17 protein-coding genes and 1 pseudogene are annotated in these 21,275 nt (G+C 70.4%); 8 read left to right on the plus strand and 10 right to left on the minus strand.

Going from position 1 to position 21,275, the window contains the following annotated elements; translation table 11 throughout:
- Positions 1 to 553 precede the first annotated feature (553 nt).
- Positions 554 to 1,300 carry a hypothetical protein gene (locus OG289_RS22360; protein WP_327315813.1) on the plus strand — a complete coding sequence of 249 codons (747 nt, stop codon included), beginning with the start codon at positions 554 to 556 and terminating at the stop codon, positions 1,298 to 1,300.
- Positions 1,301 to 1,832: 532 nt separating this feature from the next.
- On the opposite strand, the gene OG289_RS22365 is transcribed toward OG289_RS22360, so the two are convergent.
- The 4 genes and pseudogenes from OG289_RS22365 to tnpA all read right to left on the minus strand — a co-directional run bounded on the left by OG289_RS22365 (position 1,833) and on the right by tnpA (position 7,507).
- Entirely contained in the window at positions 1,833 to 4,292 is a 2,460-nt protein-coding gene (locus OG289_RS22365) for a SpoIIE family protein phosphatase (RefSeq protein WP_327315814.1), read from the minus strand.
- A 332-nt stretch (positions 4,293 to 4,624) separates the two neighbouring features.
- Positions 4,625 to 5,239, minus strand: coding sequence for an FMN-binding protein (locus OG289_RS22370; RefSeq protein WP_327315815.1), 615 nt, complete (start codon positions 5,237 to 5,239; stop codon positions 4,625 to 4,627).
- 44 nt (positions 5,240 to 5,283) lie between these two features.
- Positions 5,284 to 6,615 carry a ferredoxin reductase family protein gene (locus OG289_RS22375; RefSeq protein ID WP_327320766.1) on the minus strand — a complete coding sequence of 444 codons (1,332 nt, stop codon included), beginning with the start codon at positions 6,613 to 6,615 and terminating at the stop codon, positions 5,284 to 5,286.
- Positions 6,616 to 7,061: 446 nt separating this feature from the next.
- Positions 7,062 to 7,507 (minus strand): annotated as a pseudogene (gene tnpA / locus OG289_RS22380) (IS200/IS605 family transposase).
- Between the two features lie 25 nt (positions 7,508 to 7,532).
- On the opposite strand from tnpA, the gene OG289_RS22385 reads away from it, so the two are divergent.
- Positions 7,533 to 8,783, plus strand: coding sequence for an RNA-guided endonuclease InsQ/TnpB family protein (locus tag OG289_RS22385; RefSeq protein ID WP_327315816.1), 1,251 nt, complete (start codon positions 7,533 to 7,535; stop codon positions 8,781 to 8,783).
- A gap of 444 nt (positions 8,784 to 9,227) precedes the next feature.
- On the opposite strand, the gene OG289_RS22390 is transcribed toward OG289_RS22385, so the two are convergent.
- The 5 genes from OG289_RS22390 to OG289_RS22410 all read right to left on the minus strand — a co-directional run bounded on the left by OG289_RS22390 (position 9,228) and on the right by OG289_RS22410 (position 15,289).
- Positions 9,228 to 9,698, minus strand: coding sequence for a hypothetical protein (locus OG289_RS22390; protein ID WP_327315817.1), 471 nt, complete (start codon positions 9,696 to 9,698; stop codon positions 9,228 to 9,230).
- A gap of 248 nt (positions 9,699 to 9,946) precedes the next feature.
- The gene (locus OG289_RS22395) at positions 9,947 to 10,630 is read right to left on the minus strand and encodes a hypothetical protein (RefSeq protein WP_327315818.1); all 684 of its coding nucleotides are present in this window, start codon (positions 10,628 to 10,630) and stop codon (positions 9,947 to 9,949) included.
- Positions 10,627 to 12,279 carry a polyprenyl synthetase family protein gene (locus OG289_RS22400; protein WP_327315819.1) on the minus strand — a complete coding sequence of 551 codons (1,653 nt, stop codon included), beginning with the start codon at positions 12,277 to 12,279 and terminating at the stop codon, positions 10,627 to 10,629. Before OG289_RS22400 ends, OG289_RS22395 begins: the two co-directional genes overlap by 4 nt.
- Positions 12,272 to 13,357: a hypothetical protein gene (locus OG289_RS22405; protein ID WP_327315820.1), complete on the minus strand. Its 1,086-nt coding sequence runs from the start codon at positions 13,355 to 13,357 to the stop codon at positions 12,272 to 12,274. Before OG289_RS22405 ends, OG289_RS22400 begins: the two co-directional genes overlap by 8 nt.
- 177 nt (positions 13,358 to 13,534) lie before the next feature.
- Positions 13,535 to 15,289 (minus strand): serine/threonine protein kinase, encoded by a 1,755-nt coding sequence (locus tag OG289_RS22410; RefSeq protein WP_327315822.1) that lies wholly within the window; start codon positions 15,287 to 15,289, stop codon positions 13,535 to 13,537.
- A 601-nt stretch (positions 15,290 to 15,890) separates the two neighbouring features.
- Here OG289_RS22410 and OG289_RS22415 point away from each other — a divergent pair.
- The 6 genes from OG289_RS22415 (at position 15,891) to OG289_RS22440 (ending at position 20,491) form a co-directional block, all read left to right on the plus strand.
- Positions 15,891 to 16,505 (plus strand): hypothetical protein, encoded by a 615-nt coding sequence (locus OG289_RS22415; protein WP_327315823.1) that lies wholly within the window; start codon positions 15,891 to 15,893, stop codon positions 16,503 to 16,505.
- 20 nt (positions 16,506 to 16,525) lie between these two features.
- Positions 16,526 to 17,389, plus strand: coding sequence for a lamin tail domain-containing protein (locus OG289_RS22420; RefSeq protein ID WP_327315824.1), 864 nt, complete (start codon positions 16,526 to 16,528; stop codon positions 17,387 to 17,389).
- A gap of 658 nt (positions 17,390 to 18,047) precedes the next feature.
- Entirely contained in the window at positions 18,048 to 18,473 is a 426-nt protein-coding gene (locus OG289_RS22425; protein ID WP_327315825.1) for an STAS domain-containing protein, read from the plus strand.
- Between the two features lie 155 nt (positions 18,474 to 18,628).
- Positions 18,629 to 18,943: a hypothetical protein gene (locus OG289_RS22430; RefSeq protein WP_327315826.1), complete on the plus strand. Its 315-nt coding sequence runs from the start codon at positions 18,629 to 18,631 to the stop codon at positions 18,941 to 18,943.
- Positions 18,933 to 19,694, plus strand: a complete 762-nt coding sequence (locus OG289_RS22435; RefSeq protein ID WP_327315827.1) for an ANTAR domain-containing protein — start codon at positions 18,933 to 18,935, stop codon at positions 19,692 to 19,694. The genes OG289_RS22430 and OG289_RS22435 overlap by 11 nt, the downstream gene beginning before the upstream one ends.
- A gap of 80 nt (positions 19,695 to 19,774) precedes the next feature.
- A complete protein-coding gene (locus tag OG289_RS22440; protein WP_327315828.1) occupies positions 19,775 to 20,491 on the plus strand; it encodes a GAF and ANTAR domain-containing protein in 717 nt (238 codons plus the stop codon).
- Between the two features lie 22 nt (positions 20,492 to 20,513).
- On the opposite strand, the gene OG289_RS22445 is transcribed toward OG289_RS22440, so the two are convergent.
- A complete protein-coding gene (locus OG289_RS22445) occupies positions 20,514 to 20,918 on the minus strand; it encodes a DUF1003 domain-containing protein (protein ID WP_327315829.1) in 405 nt (134 codons plus the stop codon).
- Positions 20,919 to 21,275: the final 357 nt, after the last annotated feature.

A 21,275-nucleotide genomic window follows, 5' to 3' on the forward strand; every position in this document is an offset into this window, starting at 1 on the left:
CGAGTCGGACAAGAGGTGATCAATCGCGCCGGCTCCGTGCCGAGGTCCCGCGTGCGGCAGGATGACCACCGAGCGCGAGGCGGCGTCTGGTGGCCCTGGAGCGCAATCAGGGTGGCCAGTTCGGTTTTGTGGAACTGGAGACCGGGCAGCCGGCACGTTCTGCGGTGCGCACCAGCCACCGGGGGGATCCCTCCCGGGGGGATCCCTCCCGGGGGGGGGATCCCGGCCCCGGGGAGCGTCAGACAGGTGCCGCGCAGAACGGATTCGGCACACATGAGGTCGGGAAACCTCGAGTTCGGGCGAGAACGATGGAGGGGTGTTTTCCCAGGCCATACACCCCACGGTTGGCATTCACGCAGGTCACGGCCTTGATCAGAGGAAACTCCTGAAGCGGGTGTCGCAGGTTCGAACCTGCCGGGGGCACACACAGAGGGGCCGGTTCAGGAGGGGGGACCTGCGGTTCGGGCCGGCAGCCCTGCAAATCGGCCGACCAGCTCTGACGCATGTCCGGCGTACGCTTGAGCCGGGGCATCGGTGGTCAACCTGCGAGGCGATGAAGATGCTCGACTTGTCCTCCAAGCTGTCGGACATTCCGCCGACACGAGGTCAGGCACCCTGGCCCCATCACGAGTACGTCAAGGGTTGGGGCGTGTTCGGGCTGCCCTTCGACTCCGGTCACGTCCTCGCACTGCGTGTCTTTCCGGAGAACTGCTTCAGTCCCTACCGCACGCTGTGGCACCGTGACCCGAGCGGCAATTGGTCGATCCACGTCGACGGGGCACGACTCGACACCGCATGCCCCAGGTACTACGGCGCCGCCTGCGCCCGCACGGGATACGCCCACATCACCCTCACCTGGACAGGCCCGGCGTCCCTACGGGTCATGATGGATTCTCCCTCACTGGACTGGACCCTCACCGCCTCCTCGACCCGGCTCCTCGATGTCCTCAACAGCATCGGCGCAGCGCTACCGCTCGCCACCTGGCGCCCTCGCCCTCTGATTCGGGCTCGGGAGCACTTGGCTCGTGCGCTGGGAATGGGGCACCTGCAGATGTCCGGCGTGATGCCAAGCGGCCACACCGGAACGCTCATGCCACAGCGGATGTACTTCGTGGATGACTCACGAGCCACACTCGACGGCGTCGACCTCGGGCTCCCCGTCCACCTGCCCGACAATCCGCGAATCGGTGACGTGCCCCTGCCGGCCCGCGGCGTCCTCGCCATCGGCCAGGCAGTCTGGGAGATCCTGGAGGAGACCGAATACGAACGCACCCGCTCCGAGACCGCCCGACCGTCATAGGTTCAGACCTCCGCGGCCCTCCGGATCGCAGGGCGCCACAGGCCCCGCGCCAGGCTCTTGGGTCCGTCGGGCTCGGAGTCGGACACGGACTCGGACTCGGACACGGACACGGGCTCGGACACGGACACGGGCTCGGGCTCGGGCTCGGGCTCGGGCTCAGGCTCGCACTCGGGCTCAGAGTCGGGCTCGGGCTCGGGCTCAGGCTCGCACTCGGGCTCAGAGTCGGGCTCGGGCTCAGGCTCGCACTCGGGCTCAGAGTCGGGCTCGGGCTCGGGCTCGGGCTCAGGCTCGGTCTCGGGCTTGCACTCGGGCTCAGAGTCGGGCTCGGGCTCGGTCTCGGAGTCGGGCTCGGGCTCAGAGTCGGGCTCGGTCTCGGGCTCGGGCTCGAGCTCGGCTTCGGCCGCGGCGTTCGCGCGGGTGGCGCGTGCACGCCGTGCGTGGCGAGAGCGGGTGCCCGGCCCGACTGCCATGACCGCTCCGGACGGGGTGGCGCGAAGGGACGGACGGCGGTGGCCGCAGGCGGCCGGGCACGTCATGACCGCTCGTCCTGCACACCGATCTCGGCCCAGATCGACTTCCCTCCGGCCCGGTGGCGTGTGCCCCAACGTTGGGCGAACTGAGCAACGAGCAGCAGGCCGCGCCCTCCTTCGTCGAACATCCGCGCTCGCCTCATGTGCGGCGCGGTACTGCTGCTGTCGGAGACCTCGCAGATGAGCGCGGTGTCGCGGATCAGGCGCAGCTGAACGGGAGGGGTGCCGTACCGGATCGCGTTGGTGACCAGTTCACTCACCACCAGCTCGGCGGTGAAGACCACCTCGTCCAGGCCCCAGTCCGCGAGGCGCCGGGCGACCTTCTCGCGGGCGTCGGCCACGGCGGCGGGGTCGGAAGGCAGATCCCAGGTGGCCACCTGGCCGGCGTCGAGGGCCCGGGTTCGGGCGATGAGCAGTGCGACATCATCCGACGGCTGTGCGGGGAGGAGAGTCTGGACCAGGTCGTCGCAGGTGGCGTCCAGCGAGTCGGCGGGGCGCTCCAGGCGCCGGCGCAGCAGCGCCATGCCCCTGCCGAGGTCGTGTTCGGGGACCTCGACGAGGCCGTCCGTGTACAGCACGAGGAGACTGCCTCGGGGCACTTCCCATTCGACCGCTTCGAAAGGCAGCCCGCCCACTCCCAGCGGAGGGCCGGCAGGAAGATCGATGAACTCGGCCTTGCCGTCGGGCGTGACCACGGCGGGCGGGGGGTGGCCCGCCCCGGCGGCGGTGCAGCGGCGCGACACCGGGTCGTAGACCAGATACAGACAGGTGGCGACGAGATCGGTGACGATCTCGAGCTCGGGATCCGTTGCCGTGTCCTCCTCCGCCCTGAGGTGGGTGATCAGGTCGTCGAGATGGACGAGAAGCTCCTCGGGGGGCAGGTCGACGTCCGCCAGCGTGCGTACCGCGGTCCGCAGCCGCCCCATGGTGGCGGAGGCGCGCAGGCCGTGGCCCACCACGTCTCCGACGACCAGGGCGACCCGGGCACCCGACAGCGGGATCACATCGAACCAGTCGCCGCCCAACCCTGCCCGGGACCGGGCCGGGAGGTAGCGGTAGGCCACTTCCGCGGCCTCCTGGACGGGGAGCCGCTGTGGCAACAGGCTTCGTTGCAGGGCCAGGGCGGTGGTCCGCTCGCGGGTGAAGCGTCGGGCGTTGTCCACGGCCACGGCAGCGCGTGCGGCGATCTCCTCTGCGAGGAGCAGATCGTCCTCGTCGAAGGAGTCCCGGCGGCGGTGGCGGACGAGTACGGCCACGCCGAGCGTGATGCCGCGGGCGCGCAGCGGGATGACCATGATCGAATGCATCCCGAAGTCACGGACCTTCCCCGCGCGCTCGGGGTCGGCGACCTGCCAGCTCTCGATGGCTTCGTCCAGGGTGCGGTGCAGCGACGACCGACCCGTGTGCAGACAGCGGGCGGGGGGCGAGGATTCCGGGTAGTAGTCCACCTCGCCCGGCTGGACCACCGACTCGGGGATGCCGGGCAGGACGGACTGCTGCGCGGCGCGGCGCAGCGCGACGGAGCCCGTGGCGGACGGCTTGGGCTCGACGCCGCGGAAGAGCCCGTCCAGCAGGTCGATGCTGATGAAGTCGGCGAGCCGCCCCACCGCCACGTCGGCCATCTCCTGGGCCGTGCGCATCACGTCGAGGGTGCTGCCCACCTGTGCGCTGACGTCGTTCAGCAGGACGAGCCGCTCGCGGGCCCGGTGCTGTTCGGTGACGTCGAGCGCGATGAGCTGCACGTGTCGCACCTGTCCTGCCGGGTTCCGCAGGGGGGACACGGATACCGCCCAGTATCTGTTGCGGGCTCCGCGCCGCGGCCGGCCATGCACCTGGAACCGCTCCGGTTCTCCCGTCTCGAACACCCGGCGCATGCCCTCTTCGACCGTGGTGCAGATGTGCGGAGGCAGGATGTCGGTGACGCGCCGACCGCGCATCTGCTCCTCCGCGAGACCCAGTTCGCGGGCCGCGCCGGCGCTCCCCCGCAAGGCCCGCAACTCGGTGTCGTAGATCATCACAGGCAGGTGGGACTGCGCGAAGGCTTCCTCCGTCGTCGCCTCGTCCTCGTCCTCGTCCTTTTGCGGACGCGGCTCCCGATGCGGACGCGGCTGCTGTGGCGATGCGGCCACGATGAGCCACTGTGCGTTGCCCTCGCGGTCGAGTGACGCGTACGCCTGCAACTCGGCTTCCCTGAGGTGGCCGTCCTGGTGCCGCAACGGAGTCGGCCCGCTTCGTCCCTCGAGAACCGCGGAGAAATGCACCGTGGCGTCGGCGTTCCCGCCGAGCAGACGTGCCGCGGAACGCCCCACAACGTCCTCGTACGGATACCCGAGCAACCGCTGTGCGCCGGAACTCCACCCCGTCACGATCCCCCGGGCGTCGACGACCGCCGTGGCCGAGGTGACCTGATCCGGAAACTGATCGAGGCCGTTTCCGAGGGGGCCGCCATTCTCCATGTCCATTCATCGCCCATCCTGCCCCCGGACTCTCGGGGGCTGGGGAGACTCAGCAGAGACCGCAGGGCGGCGAAACGGCGTACGAAACGTCGTATCCGTCGCGTCGGCTCCTTCCTCACTTGTATCTCTCCTCGCGCGCACACGCAGGTCGACGGACGGCACCGAAGAGGGTGCCGCACCGAATCGGCGGGTCAGGAGCCCTTCCGTCCAGCGGAAGGAAGGGCTCCTGCGCTTGCGGCACACATGGTGGTCCGGCCGCCCCCGGCCGCCGGCCTGCGCCGACTCGATTCGGTGAGACGGGACTGTGAGAGGCCTGTCCGCCGATCGCACTGTCCGGCTCAGACGCCGGCCCGGTCCAGGGCGCTCTGCAGGGACTGCTTGTAGCCCGCACTGGTGTACGTGGCGCCGGACACCGTGTCGATGTCCGCGCTCTGCGCCTCCAGGGTCTCCTGGTTGAGCTTGGGGATGGCCGTGGAGGAGATGTCCTTGCTCCGTGCCGCCTCGTCCGGGTATTGGACGGCGGTCGCGCCGGTGATCCTGCTCCCGGTGAGGGTGATCCGCACCTGGACCGGACCGTACTTCGTCTGGGCCGTGGCGCCGGTGACGGAGCGGGTGGTGGGGGCGGCCGAGGTGGTCTTCGGGGCCGAGGGAGCGCTGCTGGTCTTCGCGGGGGCGGCTGACACGGGGTGCGACGGTGACGCGCTCGTGCGGGAAGAGGACGGGGTGCTCTTCTTCTCGGGCGCCTTCGACGGCGAGGCCGACGGGGACGGGGAGAGCGGAGACGCCGACGGGGAGGGGGACGCGTCTGCGTCCGACGTGATCGCGGACGTGGGGGTGCCGGCCTCGGCCGACGACGGATCCGTGGTCGGCTTGAGAGCGAGCAGCAGCACGATGCCGGAGACGGTGCTGACCGTGGCCAGCACCGCGTGGCGGAGCGGGTGCTTCTTCCTCACGGGAGTTCCAGCGCATCAGGAGTACTGGACGTCACAGGCTTTCCTCAGAACTCGAAGGACTCGTGGTGGATGCGGCGGTGCGGGACACCTGCCTCGCGCAGTGCGGCGTACGACTCCTCGGCCAGCCCCGGCGGCCCGCACAGGTACACGTCGTGACGGGCGATGTCCGGCAGGATCCTGCGCAGCCGCTTCGCGGTGATCGCCGGTCGCCTGCCGTCCGGGCTGTTCACCGCGTACAGCAGTCGCGCCCCCCGTTCGTCCGCGATCGTCTCCAGTTCGTCCCGCAGCGCCAGTTCCTCCGCCGTGCGGGCTCGGTAGAGCAGGGTCAGGTCACCGGGCGCGCCGGGCAGCGTCTCGAACAGGGCCCGCAGCGGAGTGATACCGGCGCCACCCGCGAGCAGCAGCACCTTGCCGCGGCTGCGGCGTGCGGCGGTCATCGCCCCGTACGGGCCCTCCGCCCACACGCGTGTGCCCGGCCGCAGCCGGGCCAGCGCCTCGCTGTGGCCGCCGACGGCCTTGACGGTGATCCGCAGCAGGTCGGGGCGGGGCGGCGCGGACAGCGAGTACGGGTTGGCGCTCCACCGCAGCCCCTTGGTGAGGAACCGCCAGCGGAAGAACTGCCCCGCCTCGGCGCCCAGCCGGTGCAGCCGCCGGCCGCGGATCAGCACGGACACCACACCGGGCGCCTCCTGCACGACCGACTCGACCCGCATACGGTGCCGGAGGTTGAGCCGCACCGGGGTGAGCACGCGGTACCACAGCAACAGGGCGCCGACCGCGACGTACAGGGCGTACCAGGCCGTACGGGCGGTGGCGTCGCCGACGAACTCACTGCCCGTGGCGAGTTGGTGCCAGAAGGCGAGGTAGACCGCGGCATAGGTGAGCAGGTGCAGGTAGTACCAGAGCTCGTAGCGCATACGGCGCCGTACGGCGCCGGCGGACACGAAGCCCACCAGGAGCAGCAGCAGCGTGCCGACGGCCGCTTCGATCATCCTCGGGTAGCCGGTGACGACGGAGACCGTCTGCGCCACGATGCCGGTGTCCGCCTGCAGCGCGTATCCGTACAGGATCAGCACGACGTGGGCGAGGGTGAAGAACAGCGCGTAGCGGCCGCTCCTCGCGTGCCAGCGCACCACGCGGTCGGACCCGACCCGGCGCTCGAGGGTCGGGACGCGCGCCATCTGGGCGATCACCAGGGCGATCACATAGCCGGCGAGCAGCCCGGTGATCCGGCCCGCGTTCACCAGCCGGTCGGCGGTGGTGGCGGCGACGGCAGGGGTGTTGTGCCACCACAGCCACAGCACGGCGGCCGCACCCGTCCAGGAGAGCAGCAGCAGGGGCGCCGCGGGCGAACGCCGGGGCCGGATGCGACGCATGGCCTGCCGTCTTCCCGCCCGGCTGTGCTGGATCGTCGTCAAGGGTTTTCTTCCGTCTGCTTGCCTCGGTGCCCGGCACGGTACACCGGGCGGATGGCTGAAAACCATCGGTGCCGGGAGGGTGAGGCTCCCGAAAATCCGCTCCGGGGACAGGGCATACGAGGGCACACTTCCCCGCACCTACCCGGTCCAGCGCACCGACCGGGCTCAGCGTCACAGTCGCCGTGACGTGGTGGCCGCTCAGTCCGTTTCGGACACACCGGTGGTCTCGGCTGTGGCTACCGGGATTCATTCGCAGTGCATCGGGCTTCAGCCCGGTGGTGAAGCGAATCTGATGGTTGCGACGCGGAGCGTCGCGCATTCTTGTCCGGCGGAGCCGGATGGTGTGTCCACTACCCGTGGCGCGGAGCGCCGCGATGGCTGGTCCCGGCGGAGCCGTGCGGTGCTCACACCGGCCGGTTCTGCTGCTCGATGTACTGCCTGACCACGGAGAGCGGGGCGCCGCCGACGGTCCCGGCGAAGTAGGACCCGGACCAGAGCTTGTTGGCCCGCCAGTAGTGCCGTACCAGGTCGGGGAACTCTCCCCCAGCCTTCGGCCGGGAGGTGCCCCCAGGCGCAGACGGCGGGATGAGACGCCCTTGAGGGGGTTGACGAGCTTGGTGACGGCGACCTTGGGCGGGAAGTTCACCAGAAGGTGGACGTGGTTGTCCTCGCCGTTGAACTCCACCAGCTCGCACTCGAAGTCCGTGCACACCGACCGCATGATCTCCTCCATCCGCGTCAGATGGGCATCGGTGAACACCTTGTGCCGGAACCTGGTCACGAAGACCAAGTGGACATGCATCACGAAAGCACAGTGCGGGCCAGTTCTGATCTTCTGAATCTCGCCCATAACCCAAGTATTTAGTGTGACCGTCATGCAACTCCGGTACGGCTTCCGCCTGTACCCGGACACCGGCCAACGCACCGCGCTGGCCAAGGCGTTCGGGTGCGCCCGCGTCGTGTTCAACGACGCGGTGCGCGCCCGGGAGGACGCCCGCAAAGCGGGCGCAGCGTTCCCGACGGCCGGCGAGCTGTCCAAAAGGCTGATCACCGCCGCGAAGCAGACCCCTTCACGGGCCTGGCTGGGCGAGGTCTCCTCGGTGGTGCTCCAGCAGTCCCTGCGCGACGCCGAGGCCGCCAACAAGAACTTCTTCGCCTCCCTCAAAGGCGAGCGCAAGGGTGCGAAGACCGGTGCGCCCCGGTTCAAGTCCCGCAAGGACAAACGGCAGTCAATCCGCTTCACCGCCAATGCCCGCTGGTCGGTCACCGATTCCGGGAGGCTGAACCTTCCCAAGGTCGGCGCGGTAAAGGTGAAGTGGTCACGCACCCTGCCCGCACAGCCCTCCTCGGTCACCGTGATCAAGGACGCGGCCGGACGGTACTTCGCCTCCTTCGTCATCGAGACCGACCCGGCCGCCGATGCCACCCGCATGCCCGACACTGGCCAGACCGTCGGCATCGACCTGGGGCTCACCCTCCCCCAGACTCCGTCCGGGGGGACCCCCATCGCGGTCCTCTCCGACGGCACGAAGATCGACTCCCCGCGGTTCCTGCGCCGCGCGGAGAAGAAGCTGAAGAAGGCCCAGCGCGAGCTGTCCCGCAAACAGAAGGGCAGCAAGAATCGCGAGAAAGCGCGCCTGAAGGTCGCCCGCGCCCACGCGACGGTGACCGACGCGCGCCGGGAGTTCCACCACCAGCTCTCCACGAAGCTGATCCGCGAGAACCAAGCGATCGGTGTGGAGGACCTGGCGGTCAAGGGACTGGCGCGCACCAGGCTGGCCAAGAGTGTGCATGACGCGGGCTGGGCGCAGTTCGTGCACATGCTGGAGTACAAGGCGGTGAGATACGGGCGGACCCTGGTGAAGATCGACCGGTTCACACCGACCAGCCAGGTCTGCTCCGCGTGCGGGTTCAAGGACGGTCCCAAGCCCCTGCACATCCGGACCTGGACCTGTGCCGCCTGCGGTGTGGTCCATGACCGGGACCACAACGCCGCGAAGAACGTGAAAACGGCCGCCGGACTGGCGGTCGCCGCCTGTGGAGCGCAGGTCAGACCAGGACTCGTCCTGGCACAGCGCGACGAAGCAGGAAGCCACGGATTCTCTCCCGAACCCCGTGCCGCGTAGCGGCACAGCGACGGACGAGAAGGCCAGAATCCTCGGGCTTCAGCCCGAGGAGCAAGTCAAACTCGCCGCCCATGCAAGAGCTCGACCGGAACACAAATCAGCAGAAAACTCCGCACCCTGGAGATCCGGGCCCCGCACAGCGAGGCGGACGGACGACCGTTCCAGGCGGAGGGATGGACAGCGGCGGCCGCAAGCGGCCGGGCACGGTCATGACCGCTCGGCCCGCTCTGCCACCCACCTGACCGAGGTGGCTCGCGGCGAGGGTGCCGACAGGGCGTCACTGCACAGGGTGTATCGGGGCCAGAGGCTCGGGCGAAGAGGCCGGAGCGCGTTCTGGCGGCCCCGGCCTCTTCGCCCGAAGAACGCCCGCCTGGCCCGGGAAAGAACCGGGGTGGCTCCGGCTGAGCGCCGGAGCCACCCGTGGGCTGGTCGGTCAGTGGTGGATCAGTCCTCGTTGGGGTCGAGGACCCGGCCCTTGAGCTTGACGGGGTTGGCGGCGCCCACCCGGAGCTCGCCGTCGGTGTAGCGGCCCGGCGTCGCGCCGTCGATCGCGGTGACCTGGGCCCCGTAGCCGAGGGCCTCCTGGTTGGTGGACAGGTACGGGTTGTGGGTGAAGGTCAGCGTGCGGCCTCCGTCGGCGAGCGTGCCCTGGGTGGTCTTGAGGTTGCCCTTCGCCTGGAGCGTGTTGACGTCGTGGTAGGCCCAGGACAGCCAACCGGTGAATGCGAAGCCCGTGGGTGCCTTGAGGGTGAAGGTGATGTCGCCGGGGTTCACCGGGTCCGGGACGGTGCTGAGGATGCCGAAGCTGAGATGGGCCGGCACCCCTCCGGGCGCGTCCTCGACGATGCCCTGCTGGAGGATGTACAGCTTGTTCTCGGCTCCCGGCTTGACGGGTGCCTCGGTCTGCGTGGCCATGGTTTTCCTTCTGTGGGTGGGTGGTGTCCGCGTGAGCGGATCCGCCGGTGGCGGGCTTGGGGGGCTCGCTCATGGGTCGTCGGGGCCGAAGACGCACGCCTTGAGCCAGTGCCGTGGCAGGCAACGTTCGCCCGTGAAGGAGCGGCGTCCGGTGCGTGCCGGTGCGGCGAGTGGGGGCACCTCCCACGCCCTTGAGGCGGTGGGGGGTGCCGGGCGTCGCGACGGGGCGAACGTTGCCTGTCACGGCACTAGGCCGGGGGCGCGGTGGCCGTCGGCGCGTGGTCGGCCAGGAGCGGGCCGAGGACGACGAGGGCGCCGACAACGATGTCCTCGTAGAGATAGAACCCCGCTTCCAGGGGCGGCAGTTCGTCATCGGCGCCCTCCGCGTCCGGGGCGGTGGCATGTCCGGTGTCGTCGCCGGTCCCGTCCTGGGGAGCGGGCGTGCCGAGCAAGTCCGTGAGGTCCTGTGCGGCGCCCTGGAAGGCGGCGCGGGCGGTGGCGGCCAGCAGGCGCAGGGGGAGGTCGAGGGCGGCGGCGGTGCGCTGGCCGGGGATCAGTTTCGTCGCGGTGGGGGCCTCCGCGGTGGTGGCGGCGAGCCACTGCACGGGCAGGGAGCAGGCGGCGAGGATCCGCTCGGCGGGCATCAGAGGCGGGGGGTCGCCGTCGACCATGAGGTCCTCCCACTCCATGAGGTCGAAGAGGAACTGGCCACCCTTGTAGAGGGGCCAGGGCCGCACCGTGTCGAGCAGGACGCGGGCGCGTGCGGGCTCGCGCCGGCGCAGGGCCACGCCGTACCGGGCCAGGGTGCACAGGCACTGGCGCAGACGGCTGTTGACCTGGCCGAGGAAGGCGAACGCCCGGTGGTCGGTCGGGGTCAGCGGGCCGGTGGCGGTGGGGTCGCCCGGCGGGGGTGGTGTCGTGGTGGTGGTCACAGTGGCCTTGAGGTGACGTAGTGGGCGATCTGCCGCAGGACGGCTTTGCCTTCGTTCTCGGGGATGACGCGCAGGTCTTCTTCGAAGCGCGCGATACCTTCGGCGGCGAGCCGGTCGGCGAGGTCGGTTGCGTACTCGATGGAGCCGTGCCGCCGCATGGCGGCGAGGAGTTCCTCGGCGTGCTGCTGGGTCTTGTCGACGCGGCGTTGGCGCAGGACGTCGAAGAGGCGGGGGCGCTCGTGGGTGTACGCGGTGCGGAAGAGGTGGATCAGCATGACCGTGCGCTTGCCTTCGAGCAGGTCCCCCAGGGGCTCCTTGCCGTAGAGAGCCTCCTCACCGACCAGGTTCAGGATGTCGTCCTGGATCTGGAAGGCGATGCCGATCAGGCGAAACGCCTCGTCGAACCGGCCCAGTACGGCCGGGTCGGTGACACCGGCGCAGACGGCACCGATGCGGCACGGACTGATGCAGGTGTACCAGCCGGTCTTCTTGGTGCTCATCGTGAAGTAGGCGTCGTCGGCCTCGGGGACGACCTCGTGGCGGATCCAGCCCAGTTCCATGGCCTGGCCCTCGATGGACTCCCGGCACATGTGCATCGCCTCGTAGATGAGGCCGAGGGTACGGGCCAGGCCGAGTGATTCGAGGTTGGACAGGACGGCGTCGATGGCCAGCAGGTTCAGCCCGTCACCGACGTTGACCGCCAGACCCAGACCGTGTTCCTCGTGCATGGTCGGCAGACCGCGCCGATGGGTGGACTCGTCGGCGATGTCGTCGTGAACGAGAAAGCCGTTGTGGAACAGCTCCAGCGCGGCGGCGGCGCGTACGGCGTCGTCGGGACGTCCGCCGAAGGCGGCGCAGGCCGCGATGGTCAGGGTGGGCCGCAGGCCCTTGCCCTGCCGCGAGGGATAGGAGCGCATGAGGTCGTACAGCTCGACGCGCGGCTCGCGGTCCGGCAGCAGCCGTTCGATCTCCTCGTTGGTGCGGGACCGGCACCGCTGCATGGTCTCCATCAGGTCCGCGTCGCGGACGGTGTCCTCCAGCGACCAGCTCGTGCTGGTGCGTCCGTCCCACAGCAGGCGCGGGGCCGTGAGGGTGGTGTCGCCGATCAGCGCGGGTGGTGCGGGCGCGTCCTCGGGAAAGCGCCGGGCGAGGAAGTCCAGCGCGGTCCAGTCGACCGGCGATCCGGCCTGCTCCTGTTCGACGGGTGCCGCACTGCCCCACAGCCGGGGGGCCTGTTCGCGGTAGGCGCCCCAGAGTTCCTGCATGCTGCGCAGGCCCGCCGCGCGCTGGGACAGCAGCGTGAAGGCCCGCCACACGGCGAGGGTGTGCTCCTGGGAGCCTCGGACGTCGAGGCTGTCGGGCAGGACCTGGTCGGCGGGTGGACGCTGGAGGTCGAACAGCAGGTTCATGGCCCGGTTGTCGAAGACGACCTCGACGTCGGGATCCGGACAGCTGTCCTGGTGCACGACGAGACGGCTGTGTCGCGCGGTGAGCGTGGCATGGCTGCCGTCGTTGAATTGCAGGCCGAGCCGGATGCCGCGCAGCTGGTCGGCGGCGGCGGCGAGGATGGCCGGCGCCCGGTCGGACAACGCGGCGACGGTCTCGTCCAACAGCCGGGCGCCCGTGAACGCGACCATGGTCTCAGTCATGGGCACCGCCGGCGAACTCCACGATGCCCCCGGTGCGAAAGGCGATACGGCGCCCGCCGACCCGTCCTTCCACCGTGCACGGGCCGAGGGTCTCGTGCACGCTGAACGGACGCAGGCTCGTTTCGGACGGGTTGGCGATGCGTCCCGCCGTGTGCGAGCGGAAGTCGAGGACGAGACGGTCGTCGCCGAGCCGGGCGGTGATCAGCAGCCGGCCGGGCACCGCCGCCATCGGCGGGGTGCCCAGCACGTCCGCCAGCGGTGGCACCATCGCCACCCGGTCGCGGTCCAGGCTGCCGCTGACCGCGACCCGCAGGTTGCGGCGTGGAAAGTGACGCACCATGCGCCCGTCGCGCCACAGCATCACCGATCCATTCGCCGCGTCCGCCGGACGCGCGGGCTGGATCAGGGTGAAGACCACCGCCGAGGGCGGCGCTGAACCGGCGGGGCCGGAGGGGTCGTTGACGAACCCGAACACCCAGCCCCCCAGCGTGGGCCAGGACCACCGGCCGCGTACCCGTTCGTGGTAGCCCAGCAGGTCCGTCGCCGTGACCGTGCCGTCGCCGTGCCGCAGGGTGCCCTCGCCCAGGACGCCGGGTTCCGACTGCCACCGCAGGTGCTCGTCCTCGCCGAAGGGCGCGCACTGCGAGGTGCACGGCCTGCTGGTCCGGGTCAGCCGCACATCGGCCGCCGGCGCCGCCGACCGGGCGGCCACCCGGAACGCGCCCGACTCACCACGCGGATGCGGCAACCGGAACGCGGACCAGGGCAGTTCGGGCTGTTCGGCGTTGAACTGCGTCGAACTCCAGCCGCGCCCCTCCTCGTAGACCAGAAGGATCGCCATGTGCTGCCCCTCGTCCGCCGTGCCGGTGCCGCTGCGCCGCCCGGCGGCCGGAGCGCCCGGATCGGCGAAGACAGCGCCGCTGGAGGACCCCAGGACGGACAGGTTGGCGATCAGGGCCTGCCGGCCGCACCGGGACAGGAACGCGTAGTGCAGCCATTTGCGGTCGAGTGGATGGGTGAGCGGGGCATACGGGAAGGGACCCGGGGGCCCGAGCCTCGTGAGGGTCGACGTGGACACATTTCGAAAGGTAACGCACAGTTTCCGAACTGGCACACTCTGTGACGATCGGGCGGGTGACCTGGGAGCACAGAAACGTTCACTTGCGTATTCGAGGTTTGACATCGCAAAGAGCCGCCTATGGCAGACACTCCGCCACGGACGGCTCAAGGGCTCGCGGCCGGCCTCCCGGACTTCTCACCGGTCCTCGTCGTCCCCGAGAACGCTCGCTTTCAAGCGCACTTCCGGCCGGCCCGCGATCACCGCTCGTCCGTCGGTGTACCGGCCCGGCTCGGCATCCGTCCCGGCCCGGACGCCGAGGGTGTATACGAGGGCCGCCGCCGGATTGCCGGGAGTGTTCAAACGGGGTTCGTCCGTCACGGACAGCGACTTGCCGCCCTCGCCCACCGCTGCCGACGGCTCCGGAGCGGCGACCACGGAACCGTCGACGCGGTAGTACGCGCACGTCGCCCGGCCGTCGAAGACGAAGCCCGTAGGAGCGGTGAAGCGGTGCTCCACGCGCCCAGGGGCCCAGGCATCGGTGGACGAGACCCGTACGTGGATCAACTCACTCCCGCCGCGCGGGATTTCCACCCCGACTTCCTGGCGTACCAGCAGCCGCGCGGCCGTCGCCGCGTCGGCAGCCCGGTCCGCGTCCTGAGCGCTCTCGGCTTCGCCGTCGGGTTCCGGATTGCCGTCCGGTTCCGGGCTCCCGTCCGGTTCCGGGCTCCCGTCCGGTTCTGGATTCCCGTCGGGTTCTGGATTCCCGTCCGGTTCCGGATTCCTGTCCGGTTCCGGATTGCCGTCCGGTTCCGGATTCCCGTCCGGTTCCGGATTGCCGTCCGGTTCCGGATTGTCGTCCGGTTCCGGCCGGCTGGTCCGGGAGGCGGCAGCGGTGAGCGGCAGGGCCGCGATCCGGTGGTGGAAGTTGTCCGCCACGAGCAGTCTCCCGGCCGGATCCACGGCAAGGGCACACGGATAGGCCAGGGTGACGTCGGCGGCGGTATCCGACGCCTCGTCGCCTTCCGCCGCCGCACCTGCCGCCGGGTTCCGCCCCGCGACGACGCGGGCCACCCCGTCGGCCAGCCGCCATACGCGGTGTCCGTTCATGTCGGCGACGTAGACGGCCCCCCGGTCGTCGACCGCCACGGCGCACGGGGCACTCCAGTCGACCGTCATGGCGGCGGCGGTCCCGTACGGCGGTCCCGCCAGCACCCGAAGAGTCCCGTCCGTGCCCAGCAGCAGCACCCGACGGCCCACCGGGTCGGCGATGTACAGCCGCCCCGACGCGTCGGCCGCCAGACCCGCGGGCAGGAACGCCTCGCCCGCGTCGGCCGCACCGGAGCGTCCGGACGCTCCGGACGCCTCGACGACCGTGCTGATGACACCGTCCCCGTCGACCCTGCGCACCCTGGGTGTGCCCGCTTCGCCGACGTACAGCGATCCGGCGCCGTCCAAGGCCAGGGCGCAGGGGGCGTCCAGCCGGGCGCGGTCGGCTGGACCGTTGTCGCCGTCGTCGCCGTCGCCGCCGCGGGAGCCGTCTCCCGCTACGGTGTCGATGACGCCCGAAGGGTCGATCCGGCGGATCCGGTGGTTCATCTCGTCGGCGATGAACACACCCCCGTCCACGTCGACCGCGAGGGCAGCCGGGAAGCCCAGGCGGGCCCGCACCGCGTCCGCGCCGTCCCCGGCGAAGCCCCGCAGGCCGTCCCCGGCGACCGTCGTCAGCACGCCGGCGCCGTCGATCCGGCGAACCCGGTGGTTGGCATGGTCGGCGATGAAGACGGCCCCTTGTCCCACGGCCACATCCGCGGGGAAGGCCACCTGCCCTTCCGACGCCGGCAGCCCGTCCCCGAAGAATCCGGCGGCGCCGTTTCCCGCCACGGCGGCCAGCGGGTCGTGCCCGTCCGGGGAGACCGGCTCCCACGTCCGGGCCGCGGTCTTCGCCGTCACGCCGTCACCGCCCGGCACCGTCGCAGTGGCGCCTGGGCAGCGTCTCTCACCTTCCACGGCTTCGTCACCCGCATGTCCGTCTCCTTTCCGAGCCATCGCTGACACCCTGCATACCGGCCGGGCCCCATCCACAGAAGCAGCGCACCGAGCGATTGACCCGCACGTGGGAGGAGCCGCTGGGACGGGCGAAGGGGTCCGGCCGGGGCGGACGGCCGTGGGCGCCGACGATTTCACCGGGCGCGGGCTGCCGCGCTCCGCATCCGTGCGCCCCACGTGCCTCAGTTCCACTCGAACAAGTGACGTGGAATCGGTCCTGCATTCCAAACGGGGGAACGGCTGCATACCGCCCGCGGGCCCGGGCTAACCATGGACACGGATGACGGCCCGTTGCATGCCGTTCGCCTGCACAGCGCCCGGCCGAAGCCGTCGGCGGCGGCATCGTGCGTTCGTCTCCCGGCCACCGCTCTCAAGGCGTCCCGTGCTCCGTGAACCGCGCGGCATGCGGTGCCAGGCCCTGCCCGTCGTCTGCGGGCCGGGGTGATCCGCGCCGGGACGTCCCTTTCACCGCACGCTTCGATCACAGCCCCAGGAGGTCTCGGAGATGGCCACTGAATTGCAGTCCGCGAAGAAGGAAGCCTACGAACGGGGAGAGGAACAGGGGCGGGCCGACGCGCTCGCCGGACGCCCGCACGCCGACCCGCCGCGCGACGGCACCCGCGGGGAGAAGGACCACTACGCGAACGGCTACGACTGGGGCTACGAACAGGGCCGTGCGCAGAAGCTGGACCTCGTGGTGTGGCAGGAAGGCGGGGTCGAGGACGCCCCCGGTGGCCTCGGCACCACCATCAACATCTGCGTCCGTACGCCGAACTGGAGCGAAACCGTCGACGCCGGCGAACGGGAGCACGTCTTCACCGCCCCCACCGGATTCCGCTGGAACGGCATGGTGGGCGCCCAGTACAAGCGCATCGACCAGACCACGGGCGGCGGCCTGCCGCCCGTCCAGGCCAAGGTGAGCGAGGACGGGCGCACGCTGACCTTCACCTACCACGTGCACTTGAACACGACCGACCAGGACAAGGACTGCATCGTCTACACCTGCGGTCTCGAAGCCGTCGACGGCGCCAGGCCCGGCCGCTTCACCGACGGCGTCGCCCAGATCGGCACCGCGCCTCCGGCCAAGCTCAAGGCCGAGGTCATCGAGGACGAGGACTGAGAGAGCAGGAGTCAGGCACCATGACCACCGTCGTCACCTCCGGCGTCTTCCCGGCCACCACCCCGGCCATCTCCCCTGTCGACGGGCTCGGCACCGCCGACGTCAGGTGGGGCAGCAGCGGCTCCCAGAGCGGGTACCAGTTCCGCGGTTCGGCCGCGGACGTCCAGCTCGACGGCACCGAGTTCGTCGTCGGTACCTTCGTGCACCGCAATCTCCCCACCAACGTCAGCCCGAGCCAGTTCAACGTCATGCTCGCCGTCAACGTCATGTTCGAGGACGGCAGCACGACCGATCTGAACTTCGCCTTCCACCACAACGAGACACCCAACAGCACCGGCAGCAGTCCCGTGGACGACGATCTGGTCGATCTGCAGGAGTTCATCCACCCTCAACCGGTCACGATCGACGGGAAGCAGTACCGGGCGGTCCTGAGCGGGTTCAAGCGGGGCGGCCAGATCGTCCGGCAGTTCCGCAGCCCCGAGGGCGGAGTCAACTTCGCCGAGGTCGTCTGCATGTTCACCTTCGACGAGCCGGACGTGATCATCTCCGACCTGCGCTATCTGGGCAACGGCACGGGCCAGCCCGACGAATACATCGAGATCTTCAACAAGGGCGGCGCGCCCCAGGACCTGACCGGCTGGGTCGTGGAGAGCAAGCCCACCGGGCACGCCTACACCTTCCCCCCGGGGACGGTCATCCAGCCCGGCCAGCGCTACCGGGTCCACACCAACGAGATCCGCCAGGAGTCCGGAGGTTTCTCCTTCGGTTCCTCCGAGGAGGTCTGGCGTGACGAGGGCGGCATCGGCCGCCTGGTCCACGATGGCTTCGTCGTGGACCAGTACCCCTACCTCGACAGGGGCTTCAACAGGACCGGCACGCCGTAGCGGGGCTTCGCCCTACGACGTTTCCACAGGTCACAGCCCCGCCCGGGGAAACCCCTCGAGCGGGTGCCGCAGGTTGGAATCCTGCCGGCTCACAGACGAACACCAGGTCAGGAGCCCTTCCGTCCAGCGGACGGGAGGGCTCCTGCGCTTGCGTCCGCCGGCGAACGACGGGGACCACCGCGACGGGGGGCCGCGGCCGCTTCCCACCACGCCGCCGCCGCAGCCGCAGCCGCAGCCGCAGCCGTACGACTCACCACAGGTGACCGGCTGGTTCCGGCTGCGGCTCCGCGCGCGGACACCGTGCGGTGCCTCGGACATGGGCGAGCCGTGGGGATGTCGCACCCGTCCGCATCCTGGGATCGGGCGACTTGGGACCGTCCGTCACACGGCACGAGGACTATGCTGCTGTACAGACGTCCCAGACCCCGGCGGCATGCTGTTGCTGAACGCAGATGGCTGCGGGGTGCGGACTCTTCGTCTGTCACCCGGCGCATCCCTGGAGGGAACCGGGTGGGCCCACTGTCCTGCTGCGCAGGCTGTCGGACCGGCCGTTGCTGTGCCTCCGCCGAACGTACGCCCGTGTTGGCAGCGTGCCCAGGAGGCCGGGACTCCGGTACCACCGCGTCCGCTGCCGGATGGTCTTCCGAACCGAGGCGTCATGCTCCTCACCCAGCTCACCGTGTACCGCCAGGACCGAAGGAATCGGGCGCTGATCACCCTGTCCGGTGAGATCGATCTCGACTCCGCGCCATTGCTGTGCGCTTCCCTGGAGCGGTGCCTGCGCGACGGTGTCCCCACCGTCGACGTCGACCTCACCTTTGTCCGCTTCTGCGACTGCAGCGGTCTCAACGCATTCCTCCGCGCCGCGCAACAGGCCACCGTGGCCGGTGGGGCCCTGCGGCTGCACCACCCGCCGCCGATGCTGGCTCGGATGCTCGACCTCACCGGCTGCGGCTTCCTCCTCCTCGGCCCTCCGTTCGGCCCGCTGCCCTCTCCTCCCGGGGACGCCCCGGCCGCGCGCGCCGCAGCTGCGCCGCACGGGTCGGTCCCGACGGCGCCTGTTCTCTCGGGCGATGTGCGATGACGGCCGGCCCTCGGCAGCGGCGGTCCGGGAAGCCTGAAGGCGGCGAGCCGTCCGCCATGGTTCCGGTGCGATTACGTCGGTCTCCGATACGCGCCGACGGCTCCCGGTGGCTCGGCTCCGACGGAACACTGCCACGGGGCATCAGACAACTCACCGTGTCCGGCAGGGCTTTCGCGCTCGCTGACATCCTGGTCCGGCCGCACCCCCAGGACCGTGTCCTCGCCCCTCCCGTGCGGGAGGGGCTGTCGAGCGACCACCAGGCGTCACTCGACGCCACCTTGGTGGACCGGGCCGATCGTTCGACCACCGCCGCGCTCCTCTCCCCGGGGTGGCCGGACATCGGAAAGCTCCACGGTCCGGCCCGCCCCACCCCGTTGCGTGCGCTGGTGATTCCCCTCGGGGGAGGAACCACCGCGAGGCTGGAGGGCCTTGTCACGATGCCCAAAGGCGGTGGCCCGAGTGGGCCCTGACAGCCGGTCGGCCCGCATCCAGGTACTGGTGGCCGAGCAGGCCGCCCGACGTGGTGCCCGGATCGGTGTGGTGGACGTGTGCACCGCGGCCGTGGCCGCACTCCCGGTCGGAGGGGCCGGACTGTCGGCGATGTCCCGGACCGCGGCGAGCCACCCGCTGTGCAGCACCGACGACATCAGCCGGCAGCTGGAAGAGCTCCAGCTCACGCTGGGCGAGGGGCCTTGCGTGGAGGCCTTCGCACGCGGCTCGGCCGTCCTGACACCCGATCTGTGCACCGTCGAACTGCAGGATCACTGGGCCGTGTTCGCCGACGCGGCCCTGGAAGCCGGAGCCCGCGCGGTCTTCTCGCTCCCCCTGCAGATGGGGGCGATCAGCCCGGGAGTTCTGGACCTGTACGCCGGCATTCCGACCGTGCTCGGCACGGAGGAACTGGCCGACGCAATGGCGTTCGCCGATCTCGCGACCCTCCTCGTGCTCGATGCGAGGATCGACGAGACGGGCGCACCGACCGACGGACCGGTGCCGGACCGCAGCTTCGAGGACCTCGGCGCATACCGGGCGGAGATCGACCAGGCCAGCGGGATGCTCACGGTCCAGCTCGGAGTCGGCATCGACGAGGCCTTCGTCCGGCTCCGCGCCCACGCCTATGCGCAGGAACGCCGGCTCGCCGACGTGGCCGCGGACGTGGTGGCCCGCCGGCTCCGTTTCTCACCGGACACGGAGCCGGATCAGCCCGAGGAGGCAACCTGAGGTATCGGCGCCGGCCGAGGAACGTGCCGTACTTCCCGCCCCCTTCGGGCAGGGACTGGTCTCAATCGAGGGTGCCCACGATGGATCAACAGCTTCTGGCCAAGACCTTCGTCGAACTCGCCGACAATCTGGTCGCCGACTTCGACCTCATCGACTTTCTGCGCCTGCTGACCGACCGCTGCGTCGGCATGCTCGACGCGAGCGCCGCCGGGGTCCTGCTCGCCGACCGGGACGGCAAGCTCCGCGTCATGGCCGCTTCCGACGAACAGGTACGGGTGCTGGAGCTCTTCCAGCTACAGAACGACGAAGGCCCCTGTCTCGAGTGCTTCCGCACCGGCGCACCGGTGATCATCCACGACCTGACCCGGGAGGTCGATCGCTGGCCGCACTTCGTCGCGATGGCCCACCGCAGCGGATACGGTGCCGTCCAGGCCCTGCCCATGCGCCTGCGGGACGAGACCGTGGGAGCCCTGAACCTCTTCCGCACCGCCCCCGGCCCCTTCGACCCGCCCGCCACACTCATCGCCCAGGCGCTGGCCGACGTCGCCACCATCAGCCTGCTGCAACAACGCACCGCCCAGCGCAGCACCGTGCTCAACGAGCAGTTGCAGACGGCATTGCACAGCCGGGTACTGATCGAACAGGCCAAGGGGAAGCTCGCCGAACGCCAGGGCATCGACATGGAGCAGGCGTTCAGCGCGCTGCGCGGCTACGCCCGCGCCCACAACCGGCGCCTGGCCGAGGTGGCCCGCGCCTTCGTCGACGACTCCGAACCCCTGGCCGGCCTGGGGGCCTGACCCATGCCCTGGCACGGGCCCGCTACTGCTCTGCGCCGTCCTCGAGCAGACGGCGGTGCAGTTCCGTGGTCATGACGTGGATCGCTCGCGTCAGCTCCGTGTTGGTCTTGAGTTCCAACTCCTGCTCGATGAAATCGTGGTCCGCCTTGATCTGCTGGAAGGCCGCCTGCCGGTTCTGGCCGATCATGACGAACGTGGAGAGGAAGATCGCCTCCAGCGATACGACGAGCGTCAACGTCGGCCAGGGGCTGGCCTCGACGAACAGCATCCAGAGCGCGAAGGCGACGGTGTGGAGGTAGACGAACGGCATCGAACCGGCGAACTTGGTGATGGCGTCAGCGATACGCAGTTGTAGGTCTTCGGCACGGCTGGCGCGGTGCGCAACCACTGCTGGGTGGTGCATGGCCCGGTTGTCCTGCTCACTCATCGCGACGCGCCTCTCGCGTTTCGGGGTTCCGCGGGGCACTGCCGCCCAGAGGGAACGGACCCCGCGCGTCCCAGGAGCCTAATCCTCCCGCTCCCCGCCTTCCCCGGCGCGCGCGGCGGAGGGACGCCCTCGCCCTCAGCCGTGGCCCACTGGGGGTGCGCGAAGCTTCGCAGGGTCGCGAGGCCCGCCCCCGGGCGGTCAATGTCCGCATCTCCGCTGAACGCGGGGCCCGGGCCTGGCACTCCGGCACCGCCCATGCCGCCGGAATGTCGTCACACCGCCATCCTCCGATCGTGGGCCTCGGACACCACCCGGTCGCGCGCGCGCCCAGGTGCGGGTGACCAGACGGGAGACGTG

The organism is Streptomyces sp. NBC_01235, assembly GCF_035989285.1.
GTDB lineage: Bacteria > Actinomycetota > Actinomycetes > Streptomycetales > Streptomycetaceae > Streptomyces.